Genomic DNA, 26,289 nt, shown 5'->3' with positions numbered 1-26,289 from the left:
GCATGAAGACCCGTCCGATCCGCGCCGTGCTGTCGGCGTTGGGCATCGCGATCGGCATCGCCGCCGTCGTCGCGGTCGTCGGCATCCCCGCCTCCAGCGCCGCCGCGTTGCAGGAGAAGATGGCCAAGCTGGGCACCAACCTGCTCACCGCCGCGCCGGGCCAGGACTTCTTCGGCCAGGACGCCAAGCTGCCGGAGACCGCGGTGCCGATGGCCAAGCGGATCGGTGCGGTGTCGGCGGCGAGCGCGACGGGCAAGCTCTCCGCGAGCGTCCGCAAGAACGACCTGGTGCCGTCGAGCGACACGCTCGGGTTGCAGGTGCAGGCTGCCGAGCAGGACCTGCTGAAGGTGCTGAACGCCGAGGTCCGCGCCGGCCGGTGGCTGTCGCCGGGGGAGAAGTCGGTGGTGCTCGGGGGCACCGCGGCGTCCCGGTTGGGCGTGGACAGGCCCGGTGTGCAGCTGTGGATCGACGGCCAGTGGTTCACCGTCGTGGGGATCCTCGGGCCGTTGCCGCTCTCGCCGGAGATCGACAGGTCCGCGCTCGTCGGGTGGGAGGCGGCGAAGGAGGCGTTCGGGTTCGAGGGCCACGCCGGCACGGTCTACGTGCGCACCACGCCCGACCAGGTGGACAACGTCCGCAGCCTGCTCGGCCCGACGCTGAACCCGCAGAAGTCCAACGAGGTCAAGGTGTCCAGGCCGTCGGAGGCGCTGGAGGCCCAGCAGCTGGCGGAGAGCTCCTACAACGCGCTGTTCCTGGGTTTGGGCGGGGTCGCGTTGTTGGTGGGAGGCGTCGGCGTGGCGAACACGATGGTGATCTCGGTGCTGGAACGCCGCAGGGAGATCGGTCTGCGGCGGGCGCTCGGGGCGACCCGGCGGCAGATCCGGTGGCAGTTCCTCACCGAGTCGGTGCTGCTGTCCGGTCTCGGCGGGCTGGTCGGCGTGATCGTGGGAATCGCGGTCACGGCCGGATATTCGATCAGCCAGCGGTGGCCGGCGGCACTGCCGTGGCCCGCCCTGCTCGGGGGAGTGGGGTCGGCGGTCCTCATCGGCGCCATCGCCGGCGTGTATCCGGCGGTGCGGGCGGCACGCCAGTCGCCCACCGAAGCACTCGCCTGAACGCACGCGGGGAGCTTTCGCACTCCCTGTGAGTGCGAAAGCTCCCCGCGTGCGGCTGTCAGAGCTGGCCGACGACCCAGTCGATCGCCTGCGTGAGGATCGTGACGTCGTTCGGCTCGATCGCCGGGAACATCGCGACCCGCAGCTGGTTCTTGCCGAGCTTGCGGTACGGCTCCACGTCCACGATGCCGTTGGCGCGCAACACCTTCGCCACGGTCGCGGCGTCCACGTCGTCGGAGAAGTTGATCGTGCCGACCACCTGCGAGCGGTCAGCGGCCTTCTCCACGTACGGCGTGGTGTACGCGGTCTTCTCGGCCCAGGAGTACAGCCGGTCGCTGCTGTCCTTCGTGCGCGCGACCGACCAGTCGAGGCCACCGTTGCCGTTGATCCAGTCGATCTGGTGCGCCAGCAGGAACAGCGTGGCGACCGACGGCGTGTTGTACGTCTGGTCCTTCGTGGAGTTGTCGAGCGCCGTCGGCAGCGACAGGAACTCCGGCACCCAACGGTCCTTGAGCTCCTCGACGCGCTCCAACGCCTTGGGCGACATCAGCGCGAGCCACAGACCACCATCGCTCGCGAACGACTTCTGCGGCGCGAAGTAGTAGACGTCGAAGTCCTCGGCCTTGACCGGCAGACCACCCGCACCCGACGTGGCGTCGATGGCGATCAGCGCCTGCTCGGAGCCCTCGATCCGGGTGACCGGCATCGCGACACCGGTCGAGGTCTCGTTCTGCGCCCACCCGACCAGGTCAGCGCCCTCGGCGTAGAACAGTTCCGGCGCCGTGCCCGGCTCCGCCTTGGTGACCAGCGAGTCCTTCAGGAACGGGGCGGTCTGCGTGACCTTCGCGAACTTCGACGAGAACTCGCCGTTCGTGAAGTGCTGCGCCGTCTCGCGGACCAAACCGAAGGACGCCGCGTCCCAGAACGCCGTGGTGCCGCCGTTGCCGAGCACCACCTCGTAACCGTCGGGGAGTGCGAACAGCTCGCGCAGTCCGGACCTGACGCGACCGACGAGGTTCTTGACGGGCTTCTGCCGGTGCGACGTCCCGAGCAGTGCGGCACCCTCAGAGGCGAGGGCGGCGACAGCTTCGGGGCGCACCTTGGACGGTCCACAACCGAATCGGCCGTCGGACGGCTTCAGGTCGGCGGGCAGCACCAACGAGGTCGGATCGGCGGTCTGGGTCATGTGGTCACGCCTCCGGGGCGGTGGATCTTCAATGGACCTGACCGGCGCCGTTGCCGGAGTTCACAGTGTTGCAGGCCGGTGGCCGACAGGTGACAGGCGGGTGTCCTGGGTCACTTCGCCCACCCGCGTGCCATTGGTGATCTTGATCAACTACGATCCGTCATCACTGTTGACGCAACGTCGCGAAAGGACGTTCAAGTGGTGCGTGTGTTCGGGATTCGTGGTGGTCAGGGCGGCACTTGGGACGACGAGGACGAGGACTGACCCCTAGCCCTTCAGCTCCAGCCGCACTCCGGCGGGCTGACGCGCGGGAAGGTTGAACGACTCGAACGTCACCGTCTTCCTGCCGCTCTCGTCCTCGCCCGGAATCACCTTGACCAGCGCCGGATCCCCGACCGGTTCCGCGAAGGCATCGGTGCCCGCCGGCAGGACCAGCTTGGACACGACGTGACCGGTGGGCCGCTTGAAAGAGACGGTCAACCTGTCCGGTGTCCGCTCCACCAGGGGTTTGAACCGCCTCGGCCAGTTCAGGTTGATCGCGAACGAAACCTCGGTGTTCTCTTTTTGTGGTGCAGGAAAGTGCACGATCACATCCATTGACGAGTCTTTGACCCAATTGGACGTGGTGTGCAGCTTTATGCCAGGCGAGCCGTCAACCTGCAGATTGCGCACGGTCAGCTCCACCTGTTCGCGCAGGCGGAGCGGCTGAGTCCAGTTGCAGTCGAAGCGGAACCTGGCGAACAACAGGTCAGGCTGCAGAACCCGCAGCCTGACCTGCACTTGGTCGAGTGCGTCCCCTCGCCGGTTGATGTCCACCTCCTCGTCCCAGTCGACCACCTGGAACGCGGGACGAGCCCGGTCTATGTGGTTGCAATATCGGGACACCAGCTGTCTGAGCATTTCCAGCTCACGTTGCTCCGCATCCCGGTCCCACCTCCGCAGCACCTGTCCCCCCGACTGATGTTGCGAACAGTGCCGATGACTGCCCGTGAGAGTCGAATGAACTGATTGTTGCCGCGTTTTGCAGTTCGCCGGGAGGCGACACTCGGATGGCGGTTCGTTTCACTGACATGCACTAAACGAGTGAACTCAGCGCGTCACCGGAGCATCCCGCGCTCCATCGCCGTGGTGACCGCCGCCGTCCGGTCGGACACCCCGAGCTTGTTGAACACCCTCAGGAGATGCGTCTTCACCGTCGCCTCCGAGATGAACAGCGTCCGCCCGATCTCGACGTTCGACAGCCCCTTCGCGACCAGCCGCAGCACCTCCGCCTCCCGCGCCGACAACGGCGGCGTGCGCACCTGCCCGACCACCTTGGCGACCATCGACGGCGCCAGCACCGTCTCCCCGCGGGCGGCTGCCCGGATGGCCGCGATCAGGTCCTCGGTCGTCGAGTCCTTCAGCAGGTAGCCGGACGCGCCCGCCTCCACCGCGCGAAGGATGTCGGAATCGGTCTCGTAGGTCGTGAGCACCAGGACGCGGGGCCCGGTCCCGGCGATCCGAGCGGTGGCCGCGACGCCGTCCATCTCCGGCATGCGCAGGTCCATCAGCACGACGTCCGGCTTCAAGCGCGCTGCCTCGGAGACGGCCTCCACGCCGGAACCCGCCTCGCCGACCACCTCCAGGTCGGCGGCCACGAGCATGCCGCGCAGCCCCTGGCGCACCACCGGGTGGTCGTCCACCAGCAGGATCCTGATCACAGCGGCACCTCCACCAGCACCGACGCCCCCTCGTCCGACGACAGGGACAGCGTGCCACCCACCTGTTCCAGGCGAGCACGCATGCCCCGCAGGCCGAAACCCTCCGGTGCGTCGCCGAAGCCGCGGCCGTCGTCGCGCACCTCCAGCGAGACACCGTCCGCGTCGAACCTCATCACCACGTCCACCCTGGACGCTCCCGAGTGCCGCAGCACGTTGGTCAGCGCCTCCTGGACCGTCCGCAGCAGCACCACCTCGACCGAGGTCGGCAACGGCACCGGGTCCCCGATCACCCGGAAGGAGGACGGCAGGGACATCCCGGACGCCAGGCGCCGCAACGCGTCCTCCAACGACGAACCGTCCAAAGGCGACGGTGCGTTCGACGCGACCAGAGCCCGTGCCTCGCGCAGGTTCTCCCGTGCCGTGGCCAGTGCCAGCTCCACGTTCGGCTGCGCGCCCTGCAGCAGCGTGATGATCGACGTGAAGCCCTGCGCCAGCGTGTCGTGGATCTCGGCCGACCAGCGCGCCCGCTCGGCTTCCAGGGTCAGCGCCTCGATGCGTTGCAGCAGCTCACCGCGTTGGGCGTTCTGCTGCGAGATCCGGCTGATCGCCCACCCGAAGGCCTGCGAGAAGCCGATGATCAGCAACGCGGCCGGCCACGGCAGTGCGGGCACGGCACCCGCGGCCCAGGTCAGGATCTGCGGCGTGAACACGAACAGCGCCATCGGGACGAACGCCCACGCGACCGGCAGCACCATGTAGATCTGCGGCACCAGGCCGAACAACGCGAAGGTGGCGTTGCCGCTGAACCACACCGCCGGCGCGAACGTCGCGAGCGAGCCTGCGACGTAGACGAACCCCTGCCGGTCCTCGGTCCTGCGCCGCACCAACCGCCTGCCGTAGAACAGGAACCACAGCGCGTTCAAGCACAACAACCCCGCCGCCGACAGGCGGTCGGCGAGGGTGTTGTTGTCGATCAGGATCAGCACCAGTGCGGTGGCCTGGGTGACCGCGAAGAGCACGTACCAGGTGATCAGCGAGTCGTGTTGGTCCACCTGAAGGTCCGGCTGACGAGCACCAGACCCACCAGCGTCCACGCCCCGAGCACCAGCGCGGTCCTGCCGAGCTCCCATGATCCCGCCGCCTCCATGACCGCGTAGCTGTCGTCCAGTGCGAACACGGACCTGAAACCCTGGCACACCCACTTCAGCGGGAAGAACGACCCCACCGTGCGCAGCGACTCGGGCAGCTCTGACTGCATGATGAACACACCGCTGAGGAACTGCAGCACGATGTAGGGCAGGTTCAGCACACCCGCCGCGCTGCGGGTCGAGGTCGCGATCGAGCTGATCGCGACACCGATCAGCGAGCACGAGACCACACCGAGCACGAACACCCAGGCGAACGTGCCCCACTTCGCCGCGGACGTCGGCAGCTCCAGGTCGAACCGCAGCACGCCCACCGCGACCAGCAGCACGGCCTCGAACAGGCTCGACACGAAGACCAGGACGATCTTGCCGATGAAGTAGGACGTGAACGGCATCGGCGTGCCGCGCAGGCGCTTCAAGGTGCCGTCCTCGCGGTCGGCCACGACGCTCATGCCGAGCCCCACGAACGACGTCGAGATGATGCCGGCGCCGATCATGCTGGCCGCGAACATCTGTGCCGCGGCGGGCTCCTTGACGTACACGGTGCCGAGCAACAGCATCAGCAGCGCCGGCAGCGACACCGTGAAGATGAGGTTCTCCCTCTGCCGGAAGAACTCCCTCAGTTCGGTCGCACCCCTCGCGAGACCGAGCTGCAGCGTTCCGGGAAGAACGGCCGTGGTCATTTGATCAGCTCCAGGTAGACGTCTTCCAGCGACGGACGGGAGACGGTGAGTTCGGCGAGCTCGCCGTGGCGGGACAGCTCGGCGATGGTCTTGGTGGGCTCGGAGGTCTTGACCTCGGTGTAGCCGCGGTCGCTCATCCACCGCACGGTGGCGTCGGCGTGCGCCCGGCCACCGAGCGTCTGCGGCGTGCCCTCGGCGACGATCCGCCCGCCCGCGAGCACGGCCACCCGGTCGGCGAGCGCCTCCGCCTCGTCCAGGTAGTGCGTGGTCAGCAGGATCGTGGTGCCCTCGGCCGCCAGCAGCCGGACCAGGCCCCAGAACTGCCGGCGCGCCTCCGGGTCGAACCCGGTGGTCGGCTCGTCCAGGAACACGAGCTCGGGCCGCCCGATGATGCCGAGCGCCACGTCCAGCCGGCGCCGCTGACCCCCCGACAGCGTGCCGGCGCGGGACTTCGCCTTCTCGGCGAGCCCGACGAGCTCGATGACCTCCTCCGGGTCACGCGGGTTCGCGTAGTACCCGGTGTAGTGCCGCACGGCCTCGCGGACCGTGAGGTTCGCGGCGTCGGTCGCGCTCTGCAGGACGATGCCGAGCTTCGACCGCCACACCCGCCCCGCCTTGGCCGGGTCACCGCCGAGCACGCTCACCTCGCCCGCGTCCCGGTCTCGGTGACCCTCCAGGATCTCCACCGTGGTCGTCTTGCCGGCGCCGTTCGGCCCGAGGACCGCGAACACCTCCCCGCGGGCGACGTCGAGGTCCACCCCGGCCACCGCCTGGTGCCCCTTGTAGGCCTTCTGCAGGCCCCTCACCCGAATCGCGTTCATGACCCGAATCCTGCTTCTCCACCCCCTCCGCCCGGGACGACCGCCCCGCCGACCCCACCTGTCATCCGATCGGTGGACACCGGTGGTCACGCGGGGGCCCTGCGTGACCCTCAGGGGAACGCGGGACTCCCGCGTGACTCGTGTTTCGGGCGTGTTTCCACTCCGCGAGAGTGAGCTTTCGAGTGGTAGAACGGGCCGGTGCACCTGACGCCGCATGAACGGGACAAGCTCCTCGTGCACGTCGCTGCCGACGTGGCGCGGCGCAGGCTCGAACGCGGAGTGCTCCTCAACTACCCGGAGGCCGTCGCGCTGATCACCGACCACGTGCTGGAGGGCGCGCGGGACGGCCGCACGGTCAGCGAGCTGATGGAGAGCGGCCGCACGGTGCTGGCACCGGAGCAGGTCATGCGCGGCGTGCCGGAGATGATCGACTCGGTGCAGGCCGAGGCGACGTTCCCGGACGGCACCAAGCTCGTCACCGTCCACCACCCGATCGCGCCGTCCGCGGGACCGGCACCGGGCGAGGTCGTCGTGGGCTCCGGCCCCGTCGAGCTCAACCCCGGCCGGCCGCGGGTCACGCTGACGGTGGTCAACACCGCGGACCGGCCGGTGCAGGTCGGCTCGCACTTCCACTTCGCGTCGGTCAACACCGGGCTGGAGTTCGACCGGGAGGCCGCGTTCGGCTACCGGCTGGACATCCCGGCGGGGACAGCGACGCGCTTCGAGCCCGGCGTCGAGCGCGAGGTCGTGCTCGTTCCACTGGCCGGGTTGCGGATCGTCCGGGGGTTGCAGCGATGATCGACCGCGAGCGTTACGCCGAGCTGCTGGGACCGACCGTCGGCGACCGGATCCGGCTGGCCGACACCGACCTGTTCATCGAGGTGACCGAGGACCGCAGCCGCGGTGCAGGCTCCGGTGACGAGGTGATCTTCGGCGGCGGCAAGGTCGTCCGCGAGTCGATGGGGCAGGGGATCGCGACCCGTGCCGAGGGTGCGCCGGACCTGGTGATCACCGGTGCGGTGGTGCTGGACCACTGGGGTGTGGTCAAGGCCGACGTCGGCGTGCGGGACGGCCGGATCGTCGCGATCGGCAAGGCGGGCAACCCGGACACGATGGACGGCGTCCACCCCGACCTGGTCATCGGCCCGTCGACGGAGATCCTGTCCGGCAACGGGAAGATCCTCACCGCCGGCGGCATCGACTGCCACGTGCACTTCATCTGCCCGCAGATCGTCGACGAGGCGCTGGCGTCCGGCCTGACCACGCTGGTCGGCGGCGGCACCGGCCCGGCGGAGGGCACGAAGGCCACCACGGTCACGCCCGGCGCCTGGTACCTCGACCGGATGCTGACGTCGATGGACCACATGCCGGTCAACGTCCTGTTGCTGGGCAAGGGGAACACGGTCAGCGAAGAAGGACTCCGCGAACAGCTCAGGGGCGGCGCGGGCGGGTTCAAGCTGCACGAGGACTGGGGCACCACGCCCGCCGCGATCGACGCCTGCCTGCGCATAGCGGACGAGTCCGGTGTCCAGGTCGCCATCCACACCGACACGTTGAACGAGGCCGGCTTCCTGGAGTCCACTGTGGACGCCATCGGCGGCAGGTCGATCAACGCCTACCACTCCGAGGGCGCCGGCGGCGGGCACGCACCGGACATCATCCGGGTCGTCTCGCTGCCGAACGTGCTGCCGTCGTCGACCAACCCGACCCGCCCGCACACCGTCAACACGCTTGAGGAACACCTCGACATGCTGATGGTCTGCCACCACCTCAACCCGTCGGTGCCCGAGGACCTCGCGTTCGCCGAGTCGCGCATCCGGCCGACCACGATCGCCGCCGAGGACCTGCTGCACGACCTGGGCGCGATCTCGATGATCAGCTCCGACTCGCAGGCGATGGGCCGGGTCGGCGAGGTGATCATCCGCACCTGGCAGACCGCGCACGTGATGTCGAAGCGCCACACCCTCGACGCCAACCTGCGCGCCCAGCGGTACGTCGCCAAGTACACGATCAACCCGGCGATCGCGCACGGCATCGCGGACGAGGTCGGCTCGGTCGAAGTGGGCAAACTCGCCGACCTCGTGCTGTGGGAACCGAAGTTCTTCGGCGTGCGGCCGTCGGTCGTGCTGAAGGGCGGCTTCATCGCGTGGGGCGCCATGGGTGACGCGAACGCCTCGATCCCGACGCCGCAACCGGTGTGGGCCCGGCCGATGTTCGGTGCCACGGCCGGTGCGGCCTCCAGCGTGTTCTTCGTGGCGCCGGAGGCGGTCGAGGCCGGCATCGGCGACCGGTACGCGCGCCGCGTCCTGCCGGTGACCAACACCCGCTCGGTCACCAAGGCGGACATGGTCCTCAACGACGCGATGCCGGACGTGCGGGTCGACCCGGACAGCTTCGCCGTGCACGTGGACGGCGACCTGGTCGAACCGGCACCGGTCGCCGAGCTGCCGATGGCCCAGCGGTACTTCCTGTTCTGATGCTGACCGCGCTGATCCTCGCCGACTCCCGCTTCCCCGGCGGCGGGCACGTGCACTCCGGCGGACTGGAGGAGGCAGCCGCGCGCAGGCTCGTGCACGACGAGCCGTCGCTGCGGTCGTTCCTGCACGGGCGGTTGCAGACCGCCGGGCTGCTGGCGGCCGGGTTCGCCGCCGCCGCGGCCCGCGGTGAGGACCTCACGACGCTGGACGCGGAGCTCGACGCCCGCACGCCGTCACCCGCCCAGCGCGAGGCCTCGCGGCCAGGGCCGCGGCATGCTGCGAGCGGCCCGGCGGGCGTGGCCGTCCGCGCGTCTGCACGACCTGCCACCGAACCCGCACCAGCCGCTGGTGATCGGCGTGCTCACCGGTGATCCCTTCGAGGCCGCGCTGACGTGCGCCTACCTCGCGGTCAGCGGACCGGCGTCGGCGGCGGTGCGGTTGCTCGGGCTGGACCCGTTCGGGGTCAACGCGATCGTCGCGACGCTCCCGGTCGAGGACGTCGCCACGCGGGCGGCGAAGGAGCTGCCCGCTCTCGGTTCCCCCGCCTTGGACCTCTTGGCGGAAGCTCATGTCCGACGTGAAGGGGTGCGTCTCTTTGGGAGCTGACCACGGACCCGATCCGCACGACCACCACCACGGCAAGGCACCGCGGATCGGCATCGGCGGCCCGGTCGGCAGCGGCAAGACCGCGCTGACCGCCGCGCTGTGCCGGGCGCTGGGCTCCCAGCTGGAGCTGGCGGTCGTCACCAACGACATCTACACGACCGAGGACGCGGACTTCCTGCGCCGCGCGGGCGTGCTGGACCCGGCGCGCATCGAGGCCGTGCAGACCGGGTGCTGCCCGCACACCGCGATCCGCGACGACATCACCGCGAACCTCGACGCCGTCGAACGCCTGGAGCACCGGTTCACCGACCTGGACCTGGTGATCATCGAGAGCGGCGGCGACAACCTGACCGCGGTGTTCTCCCGCGGCCTGGTCGACAAGCAGATCTTCGTCGTCGACGTGGCAGGCGGTGACAAGGTGCCGCGCAAGGGCGGTCCCGGCGTCACCACCGCGGACCTGCTGGTGATCAACAAGACCGACCTCGCCCCGCTCGTCGGCGCCGACCTGGACGTGATGACCTCCGACGCGCACCGGATGCGCGGCGAGCTGCCGGTGATCGCGCAGTCCCTGGTCGACACCCCGGACGCCCCCGAGGTCGCGAAGTGGGTGCTGGCGCAGCTGTGAGGGCGTCCGCGCGGTTGGTCGTCACGCTGGACCCGCACGGCAACAGCGTCGTGCGGGTGCTGCGGTCCCAGGCACCCCTGACGCTGGTGCCGCACCGGCGCACCGGCCCGGTCGCGCTGGTGCACCTCGTCAGCTCGGTGACCTCACCGCTCGGTGGAGACGCGCTCGAGCTCGACGTCGAGGTCGGCCCCGGAGCGTCATTGGACCTGCGCGGGGTGGCGGCCACGCTGGCGCTGCCCGGCCCGTCCGGTGCGGAGTCCTCCTCGGTGCTGCGGTTCACGATCGAGGGCGCCGTCAGGTATCTGCCGGAACCCACGGTCGTGACGAGCCGGGCCCATCACACCGCAGTGGTGGAGGCCGAATTGGACGGTCACGCGGAGTTGTCGTTGCGGGAGGTCCTCGTGCTCGGCCGGACCGGCGAGAAACCCGGCGCGTTGTCCACCTCGGTGCGCGCAACCCGTTGCGGCAGGCCGTTGTTGCACCAGCAGCTCGTCGTCGGCGACCCCGCGGTGGACGGCTCCGCCGCGGGCCTGGCCGGCAAGCGCGTGCTCGGCAGCCAGGTGCTCCTGGACTCGGTGCCACGCCCGGCCGGCGGCGGTGAGTGGTGGAACGTCGTTCCGTTGGCGGCAGGCGGATCCCTCGTCACCGCACTGGGGGACGACGTGGTCACCGTCACACGTGTGCTCGACGCCATCTGACTCGATCCCGTATTCGATCCAGATCCGTTCAAACCACGGACAGTCACTGTTCAGGTGGTGGTCATCACCGCGCAGGCGGTTTCGTGATCGCGCGCCCGTGCGTATGGTCGCGGGTCCAGGGACCACGAGTTCTGCGCTGTGCTGGGAGGTTCGCCGATGACGGAGACCACGAACATCGCTCTACCCGCGATGCGCGTGTCTTATGAGCAGGGCTCGCTCGCCGAGTCGGAGCTTGCCGCCACCTGGCACGAACAGCTCCAGCTGTGGCTCGACCAGGCTGCCGGCGCGGGCCTGCCGGAGCCCAACGCGATGGTCCTCGCGACCACCGACACCCAGGGCCGCCCGTCCTCGCGCACGGTGCTGCTCAAGGGACTCGACCAGCGTGGTGTGGTGTTCTTCACCAACTACACGTCGAACAAGTCGCACGACCTGATGGCGACGCGCTACGCGTCCGCCACCTTCCCGTGGTTCGCGATGCAGCGCCAGGCGCACGTGCGCGGGACCGTCGAGAAGGTCGGGCCCGTGGAGACCGCCGAGTACTGGAACTCGCGCCCGCGCGGGTCGCAGATCGGCGCGTGGGCCTCGCCGCAGTCGCGTGTGGTCAGCGGCCGCTCCACTTTGGACTCCGCGCTGCACAAGATCGAGCGCCAGTTCGCCGACACCGAGCAGATCCCCGTCCCGCCGCACTGGGGCGGCTGGCGGATCCGGCCGGAGGAGGTCGAGTTCTGGCAGGGCCGGCGCGACCGCATGCACGACCGGCTGCGGTTCCGCGACGGCCGCGACGGCTGGCAGATCGAGCGAGTAGCGCCGTAGCACCGAGCTTTCGCGATGGGGCGTCTCCTGTGGGCGGGAGGCGCCCCTTTTTGCGTTGCGCCGGTCACGGAACCCCCAGGCCACCCCGCACGTCCTCAGGCTGACCTAAGTGCCCGATTCATGCCTCGGCATACTGGGCGCTCAGCCACAGCGAACTACGAGGTGTGACTTCACGTGTGCGGAGTGCTCGGACTCATCTGCCCCACCGAAGCCGCCGCCGCCTCCGCGCGCGGGTCGGTGGCCGCGGCGCTGCGCTGCCAGCGGCACCGCGGTCCTGACGAAAGCGACACCTGGGCGCACGCCGAGGTCGTCTACGGCTTCAACCGCCTGGGCTTCATCGACCTCGAGCACTCGCACCAGCCGCTGGTCTGGGGCCCGCCGGAGAACCCGACCAGGTACACGCTCAACTTCAACGGCGAGATCTACAACTACAAGGAGCTGCGGGCCGAGCTGGCCCTGCGGTACGGCGCGCAGTTCCGCACCCAGGGCGACGGCGAGTCGATCGTCGCGGCCTACCACTACATGGGCGCCGACTCGGTCAAGCGGCTGCGCGGCATGTTCGCGTTCATGATCTGGGACGCCCAGGAACGCGTCGTCTTCGGCGCTCGCGACCCGTTCGGGATCAAGCCGCTGTACTGGGCGTACGGGCCCGGCGGCGTGGCGTTCTCGTCGGAGAAGAAGAGCCTGCTGCAGCTCACCGGCACCCTCGGGATCAGCCAGGAGCTCGACCAGACCGCGCTGCAGCACTACCTGGTGCTGCAGTACGTGCCGGAGCCCGAGTCGCTGCACAAGGCCATCCGCCGGGTCGAGTCCGGCACGTCGTTCCGCGTCACGCCGGGCGGGCAGGTCCTGTTCAACCGGTACTTCAAGCCGGTGTTCGCGCCGCGTCCGGTCAACGGCGCGCACGAGGCGGAGGCGCTGCACGAGCGGATCGCCGAGGTCATGCGCGACTCGGTGGCCAAGCACATGATCTCCGACCCGGACGTCACGGTCGGCGCGTTCCTCTCCGGCGGCATCGACTCCACCGCGACGGCGACGCTCGCCAAGCTGCACAACCCGAACCTCATCGCGTTCACCAGCGGCTTCGACCGCCAGGGGTACTCGGAGGTGGACGTCGCGGCCGAGACGGCGGCGGCCATCGGCGTGCGGCACGTCGTCAGGACGGTCTCGGCGGACGAGATGATGAACGAGCTGCCGCTGATCCTGTGGTACCTCGACGACCCGGTCGCCGACCCGGCGCTGGTGCCGCTGTACTTCATCGCGAAGGAGGCGCGCAAGTACGTCAAGGCCGTGCTGTCGGGTGAGGGCGCGGACGAGCTGTTCGGCGGGTACGTGATCTACCACGAGCCGCTGTCGCTCTCGCCGTTCGAGAAGGTGCCCGGCGGTGTCCGCAAGCTGATGGGCGCGGTGTCCAAGACCATTCCCGAGGGCGTGCGCGGCAAGGACCTGCTGCGGCGCGGCTCGTTGCGGCTGGAGGAGCGCTACTACGGCAACGCGCGCAACTTCAGCGACGAGCAGGTGCGGGCGGTGTTCCCCGGCTACGTCGAGGGCGTCGGCTTCCAGGACGTGACCGCGCCCTGGTACCGCGAGTCCGAGGGCTGGGACCCGGTCGCGCGCATGCAGCACATCGACCTCTACACCTGGCTGCGCGGCGACATCCTGGTCAAGGCCGACAAGGTGACCATGGCCAACTCGATCGAGCTGCGGGTGCCGTTCCTCGACCCCGAGGTCTTCCGGGTGGCCGCCGAGGTGCCGCTGGAGCAGAAGCTCACCGAGGGCACGACCAAGTACGCGCTGCGCAAGGCGCTCGCGAAGATCATCCCGCCGCACGTGCTGAACCGGCCCAAGCTCGGCTTCCCGGTCCCGATCCGGCACTGGCTGCGCGCCGAGATGTACGACTGGGCGCGCGGGATCATCAACGACTCGCAGACCGGCCACCTGCTCGACAAGAACGCCGTGCTCGACCTGCTGGCCGAGCACAGGTCCGAGCAGTTCGACCGGTCGCGCCAGCTGTGGTCCGTGCTGTGCTTCATGATCTGGCACGGGATCTTCGTCGAGGGCCGGATCACGCCGAAGGTGCCGGAGCCGGTGTACCCGGTCCGCCTCTGACGAGTGGTCTTGGCGACACCTCCACGTGACGGGCTTGTTAGTTGCCATAGGCTAACCATGTGGCCACTGTGGGGAGAACCGCGCGCTCGACGTTCGTGATCGACACCCGACCGTTGAAGATCGTCGCGTACCGCAGGCTCTGGCTCTCCACGATCGTGACGGCGGTGGGCTCCCAGCTCACCGCCGTCGCCGTGCCCAAGCAGGTCTTCGACCTCACCGGCTCGTCGGCGTGGGTCGGCATCGCCGCCGGTGTCGCGCTGGTCCCGCTGCTGGTCTTCGGGCTGTGGGGCGGCGCGATCGCGGACACCGTCGACCGCCGCAAGCTGCTGCTGGTCACCAACATCGGCATCGCGGTCTCGTCGGTGCTGCTGTGGGTGCAGGCGGCGCTGAACATCAACTCGGTGTGGCTGGTCATCGCACTGCTCGGCCTGCAGCAGGTCTTCTTCGCGGCCAACGCACCCGCGCGGTCGGCGTCGATCGCCCGGCTCGTGCCGGCGGAGCTGCTGCCCTCGGCGGGCGCGCTCGGCTCGACGGTCATGCAGTTCGGCGCGGTGCTCGGGCCGTTGCTCGCGGGCGCGCTGATGCCGGTCATCGGACTGTCCACCTTGTACCTGGTGGACGCGATCGCGTTGGTGGTCACCGTCTACGCGGTGTGGAAGCTGCCGCCGATGCCGCCGCTCGACGGGGTGGTGCGGCGGGCCGGCCTGAAGGACGTGCTGGCCGGGTTCGTGTACCTGTGGGCGCAGAAGGTGCTGCTCGCGTCGATGCTGCTGGACATCATCGCGATGGTGTTCGGGATGCCGCGGGCGTTGTTCCCGGAGATGGCCCAGCACACGTTCGGCGACCCGCCCGGCGGCGGGTTCGCGCTGGGCGTGCTGTTCGCGGCGATCCCGATCGGCGCGGTGCTGTGCGGGCTGACGTCCGGGTGGATCGCGAAGGTCAGCAGGCACGGCGCGGCGGTCGTCTGGTCGGTGGTCGCCTGGGGCGTGGCGATCGCCGGGTTCGGACTGACCGGGAACCTGTGGGTGGCGGCGGGGTTCCTCGCGCTGGCCGGTGCCGCGGACATGGTGTCGATGGCGTTCCGCGGGGCGATCCTGCAGTCGGCGGCCACCGACGAGATGCGCGGCCGGATGCAGGGCGTGTTCATCGTGGTCGTGGCGGGCGGGCCGCGGCTCGCGGACCTGTTGCACGGCACGGGTGGCGCGGCGTTCGGCACTGCGGCGGCGGTGTCGGTGGGCGGCGTGCTGGTGGTCGTGACGACGGTCGTGGCGGTGGTGTTGCTGCCCGCGATCTGGCGCTACCGCGTCAGTTCCGCTGGCTGACCGCGGCCGGTGCGGGCTCGGTGACCGCGGCCGAGGTGCCCCAGTCGGAGAACTGGGCGTCGTCGACGATCTGGCCCTGACCGACCGGCCGGGTGACCCTCAACCGGGACGGCAGCCCGGCGTTGTCGAGCTCGACCTCGGCGACCGACGTCTTGACGTTCTGGTCCAGGGCGAGCTTCACCTCGTCCTTGAGGAAGCCGTCCGGCAGCGCGTCGTAGGCCTTCTGGTGGTCGATGTCGATCGTGTAGAGCGTGCGGCCGGCGATCTGACCGGACAGCCGCAGCGTGCCGCCCGCCGCGATGATCGGCAGGTGGTACCGGGTGAAGACGGCCTGCTGGTAGATCAGGTCGTAGAAGCCGAGCATGGTGTCGGTGAACTCGTCGGTGTCCGCGCGGGTGAGCTTCACCCACGGCTTGTCGGCGGCCAGGCCGAACACCGGCGGCAGCTCGACGAACGCGCTGTCCTGCGTGGTCGAGACGTAGTGCAGCTTCTCGGGGTTGCCGCCGGTCTGCACCGGGCGGTTGGTGGTGGCGTCGATGGTCGCGGTGTCACCGTTGAGCTTCGCGACCCCGGTGGCGGTGGCCGTGACGCCGGCGGCGACCGGGGCGGTGACGGTGAAGCGGTAGCTCGGCTTCTCCGCCACGGCACGCGTCACGGCCGACACCAGGCTCGCCACGTCCTTGCGCTGCGCGCCGGGCTCGGGTGGTGGCGACGTGGAGGTGCAGGCCGTCAGCGCCGCGGCCAAGACCAGCAGGACCGCGCGCTTCATCGGGAAACCCCCAGTTCGGAACGAGCGTACCGGTTACACCATACGGGTGAGGAAACCTGCCGTTAGTGCTGGTCGTCACACAGAGCGGGCACAATCTCACGGCATGGCTGAAGCGACTCCACAAACGGAGCAACCAGGGCTACATCGGGCAATCGGGCCCAAGCTGCTGTTGTTCTTCGTCGTCGGCGACATCCTCGGTACCGGAATCTACGCGCTGACCGGCAACGTCGCCGGCAAGATCGGCGGCGCGCTCTGGTTGCCCTTCCTGCTCGCGTTCCTGGTCGCGTTCCTGACCGCGTTCAGCTACCTGGAGCTGGTCGGGAAGTACCCGAGAGCGGCGGGTGCCGCGCTCTACACCAACAAAGCGTTCAAGATCCACTTCCTGACGTTCATGGTCGCGTTCGCCGTCATGTCGTCGGGCATCACGTCCGCGTCGAGCGCCGCGCTGGCGTTCGGCCGCACGTACCTGCGGCAGCTGCTGGTGGAGTTCTTCGACGTCGCGCTCAGCCCGGAGTCGCTGGTGATCACCGGCATCGCGATCGTGTTCATCGCGGCGCTCGCGGTCATCAACTTCCGCGGCGTGTCCGAGTCCGTCAAGACCAACGTGGTCCTGACCTGCATCGAGCTGTCCGGCCTGGTCATCATCATCGCGATCGGCGCGTACGCGATCGCGGTCGGCGACGGCGAGCCCTCGCGGCTGACCGAGATCCACACCCCGTCCGGCTCCAGCGTGCTGCTCGCGGTCACCTCCGCGACGGCGCTCGCGTTCTTCGCGATGGTCGGGTTCGAGGACTCGGTGAACATGGCGGAGGAGTGCCGCAACCCGGTCAAGATCTTCCCGCGCGCGATGCTGTGGGGCATGGGCATCGCGGCCCTGATCTACGTGCTGGTCGCCGTCACCTCGTCGCTGCTCATCCCGTCCGACGAGCTCGCCAAGGCGGGCAGCGGCGCCCTGCTGAGGGTCGTCGCGGTCGGCGCCCCCGGCTTCCCGCTGTGGATCTTCGCCCTGATCGGCCTGCTGGCCGTCATCAACTCGGCGCTGATCAACATGCTGATGGCGTCGAGGTTGCTGTACGGCATGGCGAACGAACGGATCATCCCGCGGTTCTTCGGCACCGTGCACCCGTTCCGCCGCACGCCGTGGATCTCCATCGTCTTCACCACCGGCATCGCGGTGATCCTGGTGTCCACCGCGGACATCGGCAAGCTCGGCGGCACGACGTCGTTGCTGCTGCTGATCGTCTTCACCATCGTCAACATCGCGTGCCTGGTGCTGCGCCGGGAGAAGTCCGAGCACCAGCACTTCCGCGCACCGACGTGGGCCCCGGTGCTCGGCGCGATCACCTGCGCCTACCTGGCGCTGCCGTTCACGTCGGGCCGGCCGTGGGACGACTACGTGATCGCGGGCTACCTGCTGCTGGCCGGTCTCGTGCTGTGGGGCATCAACCGGGTGCTGCACGGCAAGGTGGAGATCGACCCGCAGAAGCTGTCGAAGTAGTTTCCGGGTTTCACTCCAGCAGGTGCTTGAGGAACCGGTCGGGCTCGCCCAGGAAGTTGCGGGTGAGCGCGACCGGTTCCGCTGTGTCGTAGGAGACTTCGCCGATCTCACCGTCCGCGTCGATCTCGAGGATCGTTGCTCTTGGGGCTGCGAGCAGGATCGGTGAGTGCGTGGCGACGATGAACTGCGAGCCTTCGTCCGTCAGCTCCTGCATGCGCTTCAAGATGCTCAGACAGCCCCTGACGGACAGCGCCGCCTCCGGCTCGTCCAGCACGTAGAGCCCGCGCCCGCCGAACCGGTGCGTCATCAGGTCGATGAAGCTCTCGCCGTGCGACCGCTCGTGCAACGACCTGCCGCCGTACGAGCGGTGGATGCCCCCGCCGATCCGGTCGATCTCCGTGGCGACGTTGTAGAACGACTCCGCTCTGAGGAAGTACCCGGTCCGCGGCTTCTTCGTGCCCCAGCTGAGGGTGAGGTAGTCGCCCAGCGACGACTCCGTCGCCTTGGTGGCGAACCGGAACGACTGCGACCCGCCCTCCGCGTTGAACCCGGCCGCCACCGCGCCTCGACCAGCGTCGACTTGCCCGCGCCGTTGTCACCGGTGAGGAAGGTGACCGGGGTGCGGAGGCCGATCGGGTTCCGGATGAGGTGCCTGACCACCGGCAGCGTGAACGGATAACGGCGCGTGTCGTGCTGTGCGTCCAGCCGGATCTCACGGATGAACGTCATCGTCACCCGAGCCTGGCCAGCTCGACCGGGTCGTGCGCGCAGAAGACCTCGACGTCGCCTCGTGCCTTGAGCTCCTTCAACCGCTCCACATTGGACAACCGCTGCGCCCGGATCGTCTCGGTCTGCCTGGCCGTCATCTTGAGCGCGAAGATGTTGCTCGGCGGCGTCTCCACCTCACCGCGGTAGAAGTACGCGTCGCCGGCGTGCAGCAACCACCCGTTGGTTGATCTCACGGCGATCCCGCTGTGCCCGCGGGTGTGCCCGATCAGCGGCACGATGAGGACGTCCTCCGGCAGCCCGGGGAGGTTCTTCACGGCTTCGAACCCGAACCACTCCTCGCCGGTCGCGGTGTGCGTCTGGAACGTGACCCCTTCACGCTGCGCCTTGGGGAACCGCATCTTGTCCTTGGTCGAGCGCGGGTTGGTCGCGGCTTCGAGCTCCTCGTCGAGCACGTGCACGGTGGCGTTCGGGAAGTCCCTGAGCCCGCCCGCGTGATCCATGTCGAGGTGCGTGAGCAGGATGTGCCGCACGTCGCCTGGTGCGTATCCGCGCTTCTCGACCTGGCTGACCGCGGTCTCGTTGATGTCGAGCAACGGCCGCAGCAGCCTGCGGCTGAGCCCGTCGATCGTCTGGGCCGGATCCGTCACCTCGTGCGTGCCGAAGCCCGTGTCGACCAGCACCAGCCCGTCGTCGGTCTCGATCAGCAGGCAGTGCGCCACGATGCCGCCGGGCACCAGCGGCGGCCGCATCGAACCGCAGTTGAGGTGATGGACCTTCATGGGCAAATCCTTCCGTTGGCCCCGTAGGCTTCAGCCTCATGTTGGGGATCTCGTACGAGGGTGCCACCGCTGTGATCACGACTGTAGGCGCGGGCCTGCGGTCATTCGAAGTGGACGGCGTCCCGTACGTGGAGACATTCGGCCCGGACGAAAAACCTCCGATGTCCGCGGGCGCGGTGCTGGTGCCGTGGCCGAACCGCACGGCCGGCGCGTGCTGGACGCTGGACGGGGTGGTCCAGAAGCTCGAGGTCACCGAGCCGGCCCGCGGGAACGCGATCCACGGCCTGGTGCGGCGGCGGCCCTGGTCGGTGCTGGAGCACACGGGGTCGCTGGTGACGCTGGAGACGGTTGTCGAGTCGCAGCCGGGATGGCCCGCGGCGTTGCGGACGACCGTGTCGTACGCGCTGGACGATCGCGGGCTCACCGTTGCCCATCGGGTCATGAACGTGGGTGAGGTGGCGACGCCGTTCGGGGTGGGGACGCATCCCTATCCGCGGGCTGGGAACGCTTCCACGGACTCGTGCACGTTGACGTTGGCGGCGACGACGGTGCTGCCGTTGGATCGGGAGCGGATGGTGCCGGTGGGGCCGGCGGTGCCGGTGGAGGGGACGGAGTTCGACTTCCGTTCTGGGCGTGGGCTGGCTGGGGTTTCGTTGGACACGCCGTTCGGGGGGTGTGAGGCGGGGGCGGATGGGCTGGTGCGGCACACGTTGGTCGCTGGGGGCGATGACGATGGCGGCGGGGGTGGCGTTGAGGTGTGGGCCGATCCGGATTTTCGGTGGGTGCAGGTTTATACGCCGAATGCTTATCCGGGGAGGGGGCGGGCGGTGGCCGTGGAGCCGATGACCTGTCCGCCGGATGCGTTGAATTCTGGGGTGGATTTGATTTGGGTTGCGCCGGGGGAGTCTTGGGGGGCTCGGTGGGGGATTCGGCCGTTGGGCTGAGGCCGCTTCGCGGCGGCGCGTGAGTTGCGTAGGTCGTCTCCCGGTTGCGTTGGCGGGTGGCGGTTGTGAGTTCGTAGGTGGGTTGCGTCGGGTGGTCGTCCGGCGGTTTTTTCCTGGGGCGCTGCCCCAGACCCCGACACTCCCAAAGAAGCCTGGGCCAGCGCCGTTCGCGGGTTGATGGCACGCCGGTTGCGTTGGGCGGCTGCCTGGTGCGTTGGTGGTTGCGTTGCGGTGGGTGGCTTCCCCGTCCAGCGCACCAGAGCGCGCCAGACCTGGGAGGGAATGTCAACCGGGCGAAAAGCGTGCCCGGTTGACATTCCCTCCCAGGCCCGGCAAACGATCGGAGCGCTAGACGGGGAAGCCACCCACCGCGGGGCCGCTTGAGTTGGGTGCGTTTGCTTTTCGGGTCGCCTTCGGCTCGATCAAGAGCTGGGCGGTGGGCGGCATCGGAAAAATGGTGCGGGGTGCGGTGCTCGCGTTTCCTTATTCGCAGGCGTTCGAGGTCAGGTGTTCGTGACATGCCTGATAGACGTCATAGGGGACGCATCAGGACAACCTTCACTCGATCGGGTGGCGCCTGGGCTCGCTTCAGAGGCCTGAGGAGGGCTGGGAGGCGTTAGGGAGGGCTGGCGAGCGCGTTCCGGAACCGTTAGCGTTGCTAACCATGAACATCGCGATCACCGGGGGCTACGTCGTGCCCGTCGACGGGGAGCCTGTCGACGGCGGCACTGTTCTGATCCAGGACGGGAAGATCGTTGCGGTCGGCGCGGACGTCGACATTCCGGACGGGGTGCAGGTCGTTGACGCTGACGGGGCTTGGGTGTTGCCCGGCTTTGTCGAGGCGCACGGGCACATCGGTGTCCACGAGGAGGCCGAGGGGTGGGCTGGGCAGGACACCAACGAGATGACCGACCCCGTTGGGGCGCGGATGCGGGCGTTGGATGCGATCAACCCTGCTGACCTGGGCTTTCAGGACGCGTTGAGTGGTGGGGTCACCACTGCGGTCATCAAGCCGGGGTCGGGCAACCCCATTGGCGGGCAGACGGTGGCCGTGAAGTGCTGGGGGCGCACGGTCGACGAGATGCTGGTCAAGGAGCCGGTGAGCGTCAAGAGCGCGCTCGGGGAGAACCCGAAGCGGGTGTACGGCGAGAAGGGGAAGCTGCCGTCGACGCGCCAAGGGGTGGCGGCGGTCATTCGGGACGAGCTCACCAAGACGCAGGACTACCTGGCGAAGAAGGCCGATGCGGAGAAGGAAGGCAAGCCCTTCGAGCGCAACAACACGCAGGAGGTCCTCGCCAAGGTGCTCCAGGGGGAGCTGCCGTGGTGTCAGCACGCGCACCGGGCGGATGACATCGCCACGGCCATCCGGTTGTCGGAGGAGTTCGGGTACAAGCTGATCCTCAACCACGGCACCGAAGGGCACCTGATCGCGGATCTCATTGCGGCGAAAGGTATTCCGGTCATCATCGGGCCGCTGTTCACGAGCAGGTCCAAAGTGGAGGTTCGCAACCGGGGGCTGCGCAACCCGGGGATCCTGGCGCGGGCCGGAGTGGAGCTGGCGATCACCACGGACCACCCGGTGGTGCCGATCCACTTCCTGGTGCACCAGGCGACGCTCGCGGTGAAGGAAGGTCTTGACCCCGAGGTGGCCATCAGGTCGTTGACGGTCAACCCGGCCAAGATCATGGGGTTGCAGGACCGCGTCGGGGCGTTGAAGCCGGGGCTGGACGGGGACGTGGTGATCTGGTCCGGTGACCCGCTGGACGTGATGAGCCGGGCCCTGCACGTCTTCATCCAGGGGCGGAAGGTCTACGAGTTCGACGAGCGCAAGGGAGAAGGGACCGTCGCCGATCCCTTCTACCGCGAGAACCAGAACTAGCGCAACGAGCGGACTGGTCGAACGAGCGGAACTAGCGCAGGCCGCGGCCGATCACGAGGCGCTGGATCTGGTTGGTGCCTTCGAAGATCTGCAGCACCTTGGCCTCGCGCATGTAGCGTTCGACCGGGAAGTCGCGGGTGTAGCCCGCGCCGCCGAGGACCTGCACGGCGTCGGTCGTCACCTTCATCGCCGCGTCCGTGGCGACGAGCTTGGCGATCGACGCCTGCTGGCGGAACGGGAGGCCGGCGTCGCGGCGGCGGGCGGCCATCAGGTAGGTGGCGCGGGCTGACTCCACGGCGGCGGCCATGTCGGCGAGCAGGAACTCCAGGCCCTGGAACTCGATGATCGGGCGGCCGAACTGGGTGCGGGTCTTGGCGTACGCCACGGCCTCGTCCAGGGCGGCTTGGGCCAGGCCGACGGCGCAGGCGGCGATGCCGAGGCGGCCTGAGTCCAAAGCGGACAGTGCGATTTTGAGGCCGTCGCCCTCGGAGCCGATGAGGCGGTCGGTGCCGAAGCGCACGTCGTCGAACGACAGCTGCGCGGTGATCGAGCCGGTGAGGCCCATCTTGCGTTCGGCGGGGGACGCGGAGAGGCCGGGGGTGTCGCCGGGGGCGAGGAAGCAGGAGATGCCGCGGCCGCCGTCGGGGGACGTGCGGGCCATCAGCGTGTAGAAGTCGGCGGCGCCGGCGTGCGTGATCCACGCCTTGGTGCCGTTCACCACGTACTCGGGGCCCTTGCGGACCGCGCGTGTCGACATCGCGGCCGGGTCGGAGCCCGCCTGCGACTCGGACAGCGCGTAGCCGCCGAGCAGTTCGCCCTCCAGCATTTCCGGCAGCCAACGGTCCTGCTGTTCACGGGTGCCGAAGGTCGCGAGGCCGTAGCAGGACATCACGTGCACGGAGAGCCCGACGGCGACCGTCATCCACGCCGAGGCGACCTCTTCGAGGGCCTGCAGGTACACCTCGTAGGGCTGCGCGCCGCCGCCGAACTCCTCCGGGTACGGCAGGCCGAGCAGGCCGGACCGGCCCAGCAGGCGGAACGCCTCGCGGGGGAACTTCTCGTTCTCCTCGGCGTCCGCGGCGTGGGGCTTCAGCTCGTCCCGCGCGATCTCCTTGACCAGCGCGATCAGGTCCTCGGCCTCTTGGGTGGGGAGCAACCGCTCGGCGGGCATCGTCGACCTCCGGTGAGTACTGGTAGGTGTACTGTAGGACGTACCGCAGTACACCGGCCAGTCAATGTGGCAGGGTCGTCACATGACGCGGGCTCTCACGCAGCGGCAGGCCGAGCTGCTCACCCGGTTGGAGTCCCTCTTCCTGGACGAGGGCTTCGGTCATCTCACGCTGGATGACATCGCGAGCAGGCTGCACTGCTCGAAATCGACTCTCTACGCGCTCGCCGGCAGCAAGGAACAGCTCGCCGTGCGGGTCGTCGGCCGGTACTTCAAGGGTGCGGCCGAGCGCATCGAGAAGCGTGTCGCGGGCCTGTCCGACGTGCGCAAACGCATCGGCGGCTACCTCGCGGGCGCGGCGGAGGAGCTGAACAAGGCCTCGGCCGCGTTCATCGCCGACGTCGCCGACTTCCCGCCCACGCGCGCGACCTACGAGCGCAACGCCCGCGCCGCCGCCGAGCGCATCAAGGCGTTCATCCAGGACGGCGTCGAGCTGCACGTCTTCCGCGAGGTGCACGCCACGCTCTTCGCCGAGATGGCCGGGCTCCTCATCGAGAGCATCCAGACCGGAGTCCTCACCAAACGGGCAGGTGTTTCCGACGCTGAGGCGTTCACCGCGCTGGGGGAACTGCTGTTGGATGGGCTGCAGAGGACCGGAGCCGCCCAAAGGGAGTAAGACGCTGTGATCGTGGTTGCTGGTGAGGCACTGGTCGACATGGTGCCGGTGGGGGACGACGAGCTGACGCCGCTCGCGCCCAAGCTGGGTGGCGGACCGTACAACGTCGCCGTCGCCCTCGGGCGGCTGGGCGTGCCGGCCGCGTTCCTGTCGCGGATCTCGACAGACCACTTCGGCGAGCAGCTCGTGAAGCGGCTGCGGGCGTCGGACGTGGAGACCGGTCTGGTCCAACGTGGACCGGAGAACACCACGCTCGCCGTCGTGGGGCTGGCCGAGGACGGCAGCGCGCGGTACGCGTTCTACGTCGAGGGCACCGCCGACCGGCTCGTCGAGGACCCCGGGCCGTTGGCCGAGGGCACCGAAGCCGTCTCGTTCGGCACGCTGTCGCTGGTGCTCGAACCCGGTGCGTCGGTCTACGAGAAGGTGCTGCGGCGCGAGAGCAAGCGGTTGCTCACGGCGCTGGACCCCAACATCCGGGCAGGGCTCATCGACGATCCGGGCGCCTACCGCGAGCGGTTCGCGTCGTGGCTGCCGGACGTCGGGCTGCTGAAGCTCTCCGTGGAGGACGCGCGCTGGCTCGCCGACGCCGAGGACGGCGACGTGATCGAGATCGCACGGACGTGGATTTCACAGGGACCGGCGGCCGTCGTGCTCACCAAGGGTGGTGACGGTCTCTCGGTGATCACCGCCACGGACCAGGTCGACGTGCCACCGGTGAAGGTGGACGTGGTCGACACGATCGGGGCCGGCGACACGGTGCAGGGCGCCCTGCTCGCGTGGTTGCGCGACCACGACGCGCTCGACGTGGCGAAGGTGCGAGCGCTCTCCCGCGAGGAATGGACCGCCGCTTTGACCTACGCCGGTGCCGCCGCCGCGATCACATGTTCACGGGCGGGTGCCGAACCTCCCTTTGCGAGCGAACTCACCGCCGCGTTGGGTGGATAAACCGGAGAACCGGACTACCGTGGTGTTGCCGCGCTAGAAACCTGGCATTACGGGTGTGATGCCGGTCCCATCTCACAGAATCGGTTCACACCGCTGCTGCGAGGCGGGCCTTCCGCCGACTAGCGTGAGTGAACTTGAAGACTCAGATCCCAACGGGGTGGTCCGAGACGACGGCAGGCCGTGCGACCTGCCGCCACCCCGTCCGAGCGTTGAGAGGGACTTGAATGCCCGACGCGACGACTGCGCCGACCGACCCACAGACCGTCGCGCTGCGCCATGAGGGCGGAGAGCTCGAGATGAAGGTGGTGCCGGCGTCCGAAGGCGCGTCCGGCATCGAACTCGGCAAGCTGCTGTCGACGACCGGTCTGGTGACCCTGGACACCGGTTTCGTCAACACGGCCTCCTGCTCCTCCGAGATCACCTACATCGACGGTGACGCCGGAATTCTGCGTTACCGCGGGTATCCGATCGAGCAGTTGGCCGCGCGCTCCAACTTCGCGGAGGTCAGCTACCTCCTCATCTACGGCGAGCTGCCGACCGCCGCGCAGCTCGAGGACTTCTCCTCCAAGATCAGCAGGCACACGCTGCTGCACGAGGACCTCAAGCGCTTCTTCGACGGCTTCCCGCGTGACGCGCACCCCATGCCGGTGCTGTCCTCCGCGGTGTCGGCCCTGTCGACCTTCTACCAGGACTCGCTGTCGCCGTTCGACGCGAACCAGGTGGAGATCTCCACGATCCGCCTGCTGGCGAAGCTGCCGACGATCGCGGCCTACGCGTACAAGAAGTCGGTCGGCCAGCCCTTCCTCTACCCGGACAACTCGCTTGGCCTGGTGGAGAACTTCCTGCGGATGACCTTCGGGTTCCCGGCCGAGGCCTACGACCTCGACCCGGACCTGGTCCGCGCGCTCGACCTGCTGTTCATCCTGCACGCCGACCACGAGCAGAACTGCTCCACGTCGACCGTGCGCCTGGTGGGCTCCTCGGAGGCGAACCTCTTCGCGTCCATCTCCGCGGGCATCAACGCCCTGTTCGGCCCGCTGCACGGCGGCGCGAACAGCGCGGTGCTGGAGATGCTCGAGAAGATCAAGGCCGACGGCGGCGACGTGGCGTCGTTCGTCAACAAGGTCAAGAACAAGGAGGACGGCGTCCGCCTGATGGGCTTCGGCCACCGGGTCTACAAGAACTACGACCCGCGCGCCGCGATCATCAAGAAGACCGCCGACGAGATCCTCAACAAGCTCGGCGCCGACGACCAGCTGCTCGACATCGCGAAGCAGCTCGAAGAGACGGCCCTGGCGGACGACTACTTCATCTCCCGCAAGCTCTACCCGAACGTGGACTTCTACACGGGTCTGATCTACCGGGCGATGGGCTTCCCGACGAAGTTCTTCACCGTGCTGTTCGCGCTCGGCCGGCTCCCCGGCTGGATCGCGCACTGGCGCGAGATGATCAACGACCCGGCCACGAAGATCGGCCGCCCGCGGCAGATCTACACCGGCCCGACCGAGCGCGACTTCATCCCGATGGAGAACCGCTGATCACGGGCTAGTCGATAGCAGCTTCACCCGTGCGGGGCGCGCCTGTCATGCAGGCGCGCCCCGT

General features: G+C 68.9%; 24 protein-coding genes and 1 pseudogene. 15 read left to right on the top strand and 10 right to left on the bottom strand.

What is annotated here, in order from left to right:
• Nucleotides 1-2 precede the first annotated feature (2 nt).
• Nucleotides 3-1,115, top strand: coding sequence for an ABC transporter permease (locus tag BBK82_RS11355; RefSeq protein WP_083268770.1), 1,113 nt, complete (start codon nucleotides 3-5; stop codon nucleotides 1,113-1,115).
• A gap of 58 nt (nucleotides 1,116-1,173) precedes the next feature.
• Here BBK82_RS11355 and serC read toward each other — a convergent pair whose 3' ends face one another.
• The 6 genes from serC to BBK82_RS11325 form a co-directional block, all read right to left on the bottom strand.
• The gene (serC, locus tag BBK82_RS11350) at nucleotides 1,174-2,301 is read right to left on the bottom strand and encodes a phosphoserine transaminase (protein ID WP_065914973.1); all 1,128 of its coding nucleotides are present in this window, start codon (nucleotides 2,299-2,301) and stop codon (nucleotides 1,174-1,176) included.
• 267 nt (nucleotides 2,302-2,568) lie between these two features.
• Entirely contained in the window at nucleotides 2,569-3,138 is a 570-nt protein-coding gene (locus tag BBK82_RS11345) for a hypothetical protein (RefSeq protein WP_065914972.1), read from the bottom strand.
• Nucleotides 3,139-3,398: 260 nt separating this feature from the next.
• On the bottom strand, nucleotides 3,399-4,001 hold the full coding sequence (locus tag BBK82_RS11340) for a response regulator (RefSeq protein ID WP_065914971.1): 603 nt from the start codon (nucleotides 3,999-4,001) through the stop codon (nucleotides 3,399-3,401).
• Nucleotides 3,998-5,053 (bottom strand): sensor histidine kinase, encoded by a 1,056-nt coding sequence (locus BBK82_RS11335; protein ID WP_065914970.1) that lies wholly within the window; start codon nucleotides 5,051-5,053, stop codon nucleotides 3,998-4,000. Before BBK82_RS11335 ends, BBK82_RS11340 begins: the two co-directional genes overlap by 4 nt.
• Complete coding sequence (locus BBK82_RS11330; protein ID WP_065914969.1) at nucleotides 5,032-5,829, bottom strand: ABC transporter permease; 798 nt, start codon at nucleotides 5,827-5,829, stop codon at nucleotides 5,032-5,034. The genes BBK82_RS11335 and BBK82_RS11330 overlap by 22 nt, the downstream gene beginning before the upstream one ends.
• Nucleotides 5,826-6,650, bottom strand: coding sequence for an ABC transporter ATP-binding protein (locus tag BBK82_RS11325; protein WP_154697251.1), 825 nt, complete (start codon nucleotides 6,648-6,650; stop codon nucleotides 5,826-5,828). Before BBK82_RS11325 ends, BBK82_RS11330 begins: the two co-directional genes overlap by 4 nt.
• Before the next feature lie 198 nt (nucleotides 6,651-6,848).
• Between BBK82_RS11325 and BBK82_RS11320 the strand changes: the two genes are divergently transcribed.
• From BBK82_RS11320 to BBK82_RS11285, 8 genes and pseudogenes are all read left to right on the top strand, one after another.
• Entirely contained in the window at nucleotides 6,849-7,448 is a 600-nt protein-coding gene (locus BBK82_RS11320; protein WP_065914968.1) for an urease subunit gamma, read from the top strand.
• Nucleotides 7,445-9,127 carry an urease subunit alpha gene (locus BBK82_RS11315; protein WP_065914967.1) on the top strand — a complete coding sequence of 561 codons (1,683 nt, stop codon included), beginning with the start codon at nucleotides 7,445-7,447 and terminating at the stop codon, nucleotides 9,125-9,127. Before BBK82_RS11320 ends, BBK82_RS11315 begins: the two co-directional genes overlap by 4 nt.
• Nucleotides 9,124-9,733, top strand: a pseudogene (locus BBK82_RS11310) (urease accessory protein UreF). The gene BBK82_RS11315 and the pseudogene BBK82_RS11310 overlap by 4 nt, the downstream one beginning before the upstream one ends.
• Entirely contained in the window at nucleotides 9,723-10,358 is a 636-nt protein-coding gene (gene ureG / locus BBK82_RS11305) for an urease accessory protein UreG (protein ID WP_237048138.1), read from the top strand. Before BBK82_RS11310 ends, ureG begins: the two are co-directional and overlap by 11 nt.
• On the top strand, nucleotides 10,355-11,056 hold the full coding sequence (locus BBK82_RS11300; protein ID WP_065914965.1) for an urease accessory protein UreD: 702 nt from the start codon (nucleotides 10,355-10,357) through the stop codon (nucleotides 11,054-11,056). Before ureG ends, BBK82_RS11300 begins: the two co-directional genes overlap by 4 nt.
• Before the next feature lie 156 nt (nucleotides 11,057-11,212).
• On the top strand, nucleotides 11,213-11,869 hold the full coding sequence (gene pdxH, locus BBK82_RS11295) for a pyridoxamine 5'-phosphate oxidase (RefSeq protein WP_065914964.1): 657 nt from the start codon (nucleotides 11,213-11,215) through the stop codon (nucleotides 11,867-11,869).
• Between the two features lie 174 nt (nucleotides 11,870-12,043).
• Nucleotides 12,044-13,978 carry an asparagine synthase (glutamine-hydrolyzing) gene (gene asnB, locus BBK82_RS11290; RefSeq protein WP_065914963.1) on the top strand — a complete coding sequence of 645 codons (1,935 nt, stop codon included), beginning with the start codon at nucleotides 12,044-12,046 and terminating at the stop codon, nucleotides 13,976-13,978.
• A 59-nt stretch (nucleotides 13,979-14,037) separates the two neighbouring features.
• Nucleotides 14,038-15,300, top strand: coding sequence for an MFS transporter (locus BBK82_RS11285; RefSeq protein WP_237048137.1), 1,263 nt, complete (start codon nucleotides 14,038-14,040; stop codon nucleotides 15,298-15,300).
• Here BBK82_RS11285 and BBK82_RS11280 read toward each other — a convergent pair.
• A complete protein-coding gene (locus BBK82_RS11280) occupies nucleotides 15,284-16,069 on the bottom strand; it encodes a hypothetical protein (RefSeq protein WP_065914961.1) in 786 nt (261 codons plus the stop codon). The two genes, BBK82_RS11285 and BBK82_RS11280, sit on opposite strands and share 17 nt — an antisense overlap.
• A gap of 103 nt (nucleotides 16,070-16,172) precedes the next feature.
• Between BBK82_RS11280 and BBK82_RS11275 the strand changes: the two genes are divergently transcribed.
• On the top strand, nucleotides 16,173-17,567 hold the full coding sequence (locus BBK82_RS11275) for an APC family permease (RefSeq protein ID WP_065914960.1): 1,395 nt from the start codon (nucleotides 16,173-16,175) through the stop codon (nucleotides 17,565-17,567).
• Nucleotides 17,568-17,577: 10 nt separating this feature from the next.
• On the opposite strand, the gene BBK82_RS11270 is transcribed toward BBK82_RS11275, so the two are convergent.
• Both BBK82_RS11270 and BBK82_RS11265 read right to left on the bottom strand, forming a co-directional pair.
• On the bottom strand, nucleotides 17,578-18,126 hold the full coding sequence (locus tag BBK82_RS11270; RefSeq protein WP_237048136.1) for an AAA family ATPase: 549 nt from the start codon (nucleotides 18,124-18,126) through the stop codon (nucleotides 17,578-17,580).
• Nucleotides 18,127-18,298: 172 nt separating this feature from the next.
• Nucleotides 18,299-19,075: an MBL fold metallo-hydrolase gene (locus BBK82_RS11265; RefSeq protein ID WP_065914959.1), complete on the bottom strand. Its 777-nt coding sequence runs from the start codon at nucleotides 19,073-19,075 to the stop codon at nucleotides 18,299-18,301.
• A gap of 38 nt (nucleotides 19,076-19,113) precedes the next feature.
• Between BBK82_RS11265 and BBK82_RS11260 the strand changes: the two genes are divergently transcribed.
• Both BBK82_RS11260 and BBK82_RS11255 read left to right on the top strand, forming a co-directional pair.
• Nucleotides 19,114-20,019 (top strand): aldose 1-epimerase family protein, encoded by a 906-nt coding sequence (locus BBK82_RS11260; RefSeq protein ID WP_065914958.1) that lies wholly within the window; start codon nucleotides 19,114-19,116, stop codon nucleotides 20,017-20,019.
• A gap of 664 nt (nucleotides 20,020-20,683) precedes the next feature.
• A complete protein-coding gene (locus tag BBK82_RS11255) occupies nucleotides 20,684-21,898 on the top strand; it encodes an amidohydrolase (RefSeq protein ID WP_065914957.1) in 1,215 nt (404 codons plus the stop codon).
• A gap of 31 nt (nucleotides 21,899-21,929) precedes the next feature.
• Here BBK82_RS11255 and BBK82_RS11250 read toward each other — a convergent pair whose 3' ends face one another.
• Entirely contained in the window at nucleotides 21,930-23,069 is a 1,140-nt protein-coding gene (locus tag BBK82_RS11250; protein ID WP_065914956.1) for an acyl-CoA dehydrogenase family protein, read from the bottom strand.
• A gap of 82 nt (nucleotides 23,070-23,151) precedes the next feature.
• Here BBK82_RS11250 and BBK82_RS11245 point away from each other — a divergent pair, with 82 nt between their 5' ends.
• The 3 genes from BBK82_RS11245 (at nucleotide 23,152) to BBK82_RS11235 (ending at nucleotide 26,225) form a co-directional block, all read left to right on the top strand.
• A complete protein-coding gene (locus BBK82_RS11245; protein ID WP_083267914.1) occupies nucleotides 23,152-23,742 on the top strand; it encodes a TetR/AcrR family transcriptional regulator in 591 nt (196 codons plus the stop codon).
• A gap of 6 nt (nucleotides 23,743-23,748) precedes the next feature.
• Nucleotides 23,749-24,687: a carbohydrate kinase family protein gene (locus BBK82_RS11240; RefSeq protein WP_065914954.1), complete on the top strand. Its 939-nt coding sequence runs from the start codon at nucleotides 23,749-23,751 to the stop codon at nucleotides 24,685-24,687.
• Between the two features lie 224 nt (nucleotides 24,688-24,911).
• On the top strand, nucleotides 24,912-26,225 hold the full coding sequence (locus BBK82_RS11235; protein WP_065914953.1) for a citrate synthase: 1,314 nt from the start codon (nucleotides 24,912-24,914) through the stop codon (nucleotides 26,223-26,225).
• The last annotated feature ends 64 nt before the right edge of the window (nucleotides 26,226-26,289 follow it).

It is taken from the genome of Lentzea guizhouensis (genome assembly GCF_001701025.1).
GTDB classification, from domain to species: Bacteria; Actinomycetota; Actinomycetes; order Mycobacteriales; family Pseudonocardiaceae; genus Lentzea; species Lentzea guizhouensis.
This window is presented reverse-complemented; position numbering and strand designations above follow the sequence as displayed.

Bases quoted from the DNA above. Each gene is read 5' to 3' on its own strand.
- BBK82_RS11275 (WP_065914960.1), top strand. From the start codon at position 16,173: ATGGCTGAAGCGACTCCACAAACGGAGCAACCAGGGCTACATCGGGCA.
- serC (WP_065914973.1), bottom strand. From the start codon at position 2,301: ATGACCCAGACCGCCGATCCGACCTCGTTGGTGCTGCCCGCCGACCTG.
- BBK82_RS11235 (WP_065914953.1), top strand. From the start codon at position 24,912: ATGCCCGACGCGACGACTGCGCCGACCGACCCACAGACCGTCGCGCTG.
- BBK82_RS11250 (WP_065914956.1), bottom strand. From the start codon at position 23,069: ATGCCCGCCGAGCGGTTGCTCCCCACCCAAGAGGCCGAGGACCTGATC.
- BBK82_RS11315 (WP_065914967.1), top strand. From the start codon at position 7,445: ATGATCGACCGCGAGCGTTACGCCGAGCTGCTGGGACCGACCGTCGGC.
- BBK82_RS11245 (WP_083267914.1), top strand. From the start codon at position 23,152: ATGACGCGGGCTCTCACGCAGCGGCAGGCCGAGCTGCTCACCCGGTTG.
- BBK82_RS11255 (WP_065914957.1), top strand. From the start codon at position 20,684: ATGAACATCGCGATCACCGGGGGCTACGTCGTGCCCGTCGACGGGGAG.
- BBK82_RS11325 (WP_154697251.1), bottom strand. From the start codon at position 6,650: ATGAACGCGATTCGGGTGAGGGGCCTGCAGAAGGCCTACAAGGGGCAC.
- BBK82_RS11280 (WP_065914961.1), bottom strand. From the start codon at position 16,069: ATGAAGCGCGCGGTCCTGCTGGTCTTGGCCGCGGCGCTGACGGCCTGC.
- BBK82_RS11260 (WP_065914958.1), top strand. From the start codon at position 19,114: ATGTTGGGGATCTCGTACGAGGGTGCCACCGCTGTGATCACGACTGTA.
- pdxH (WP_065914964.1), top strand. From the start codon at position 11,213: ATGACGGAGACCACGAACATCGCTCTACCCGCGATGCGCGTGTCTTAT.
- BBK82_RS11330 (WP_065914969.1), bottom strand. From the start codon at position 5,829: ATGACCACGGCCGTTCTTCCCGGAACGCTGCAGCTCGGTCTCGCGAGG.
- BBK82_RS11355 (WP_083268770.1), top strand. From the start codon at position 3: ATGAAGACCCGTCCGATCCGCGCCGTGCTGTCGGCGTTGGGCATCGCG.
- BBK82_RS11265 (WP_065914959.1), bottom strand. From the start codon at position 19,075: ATGAAGGTCCATCACCTCAACTGCGGTTCGATGCGGCCGCCGCTGGTG.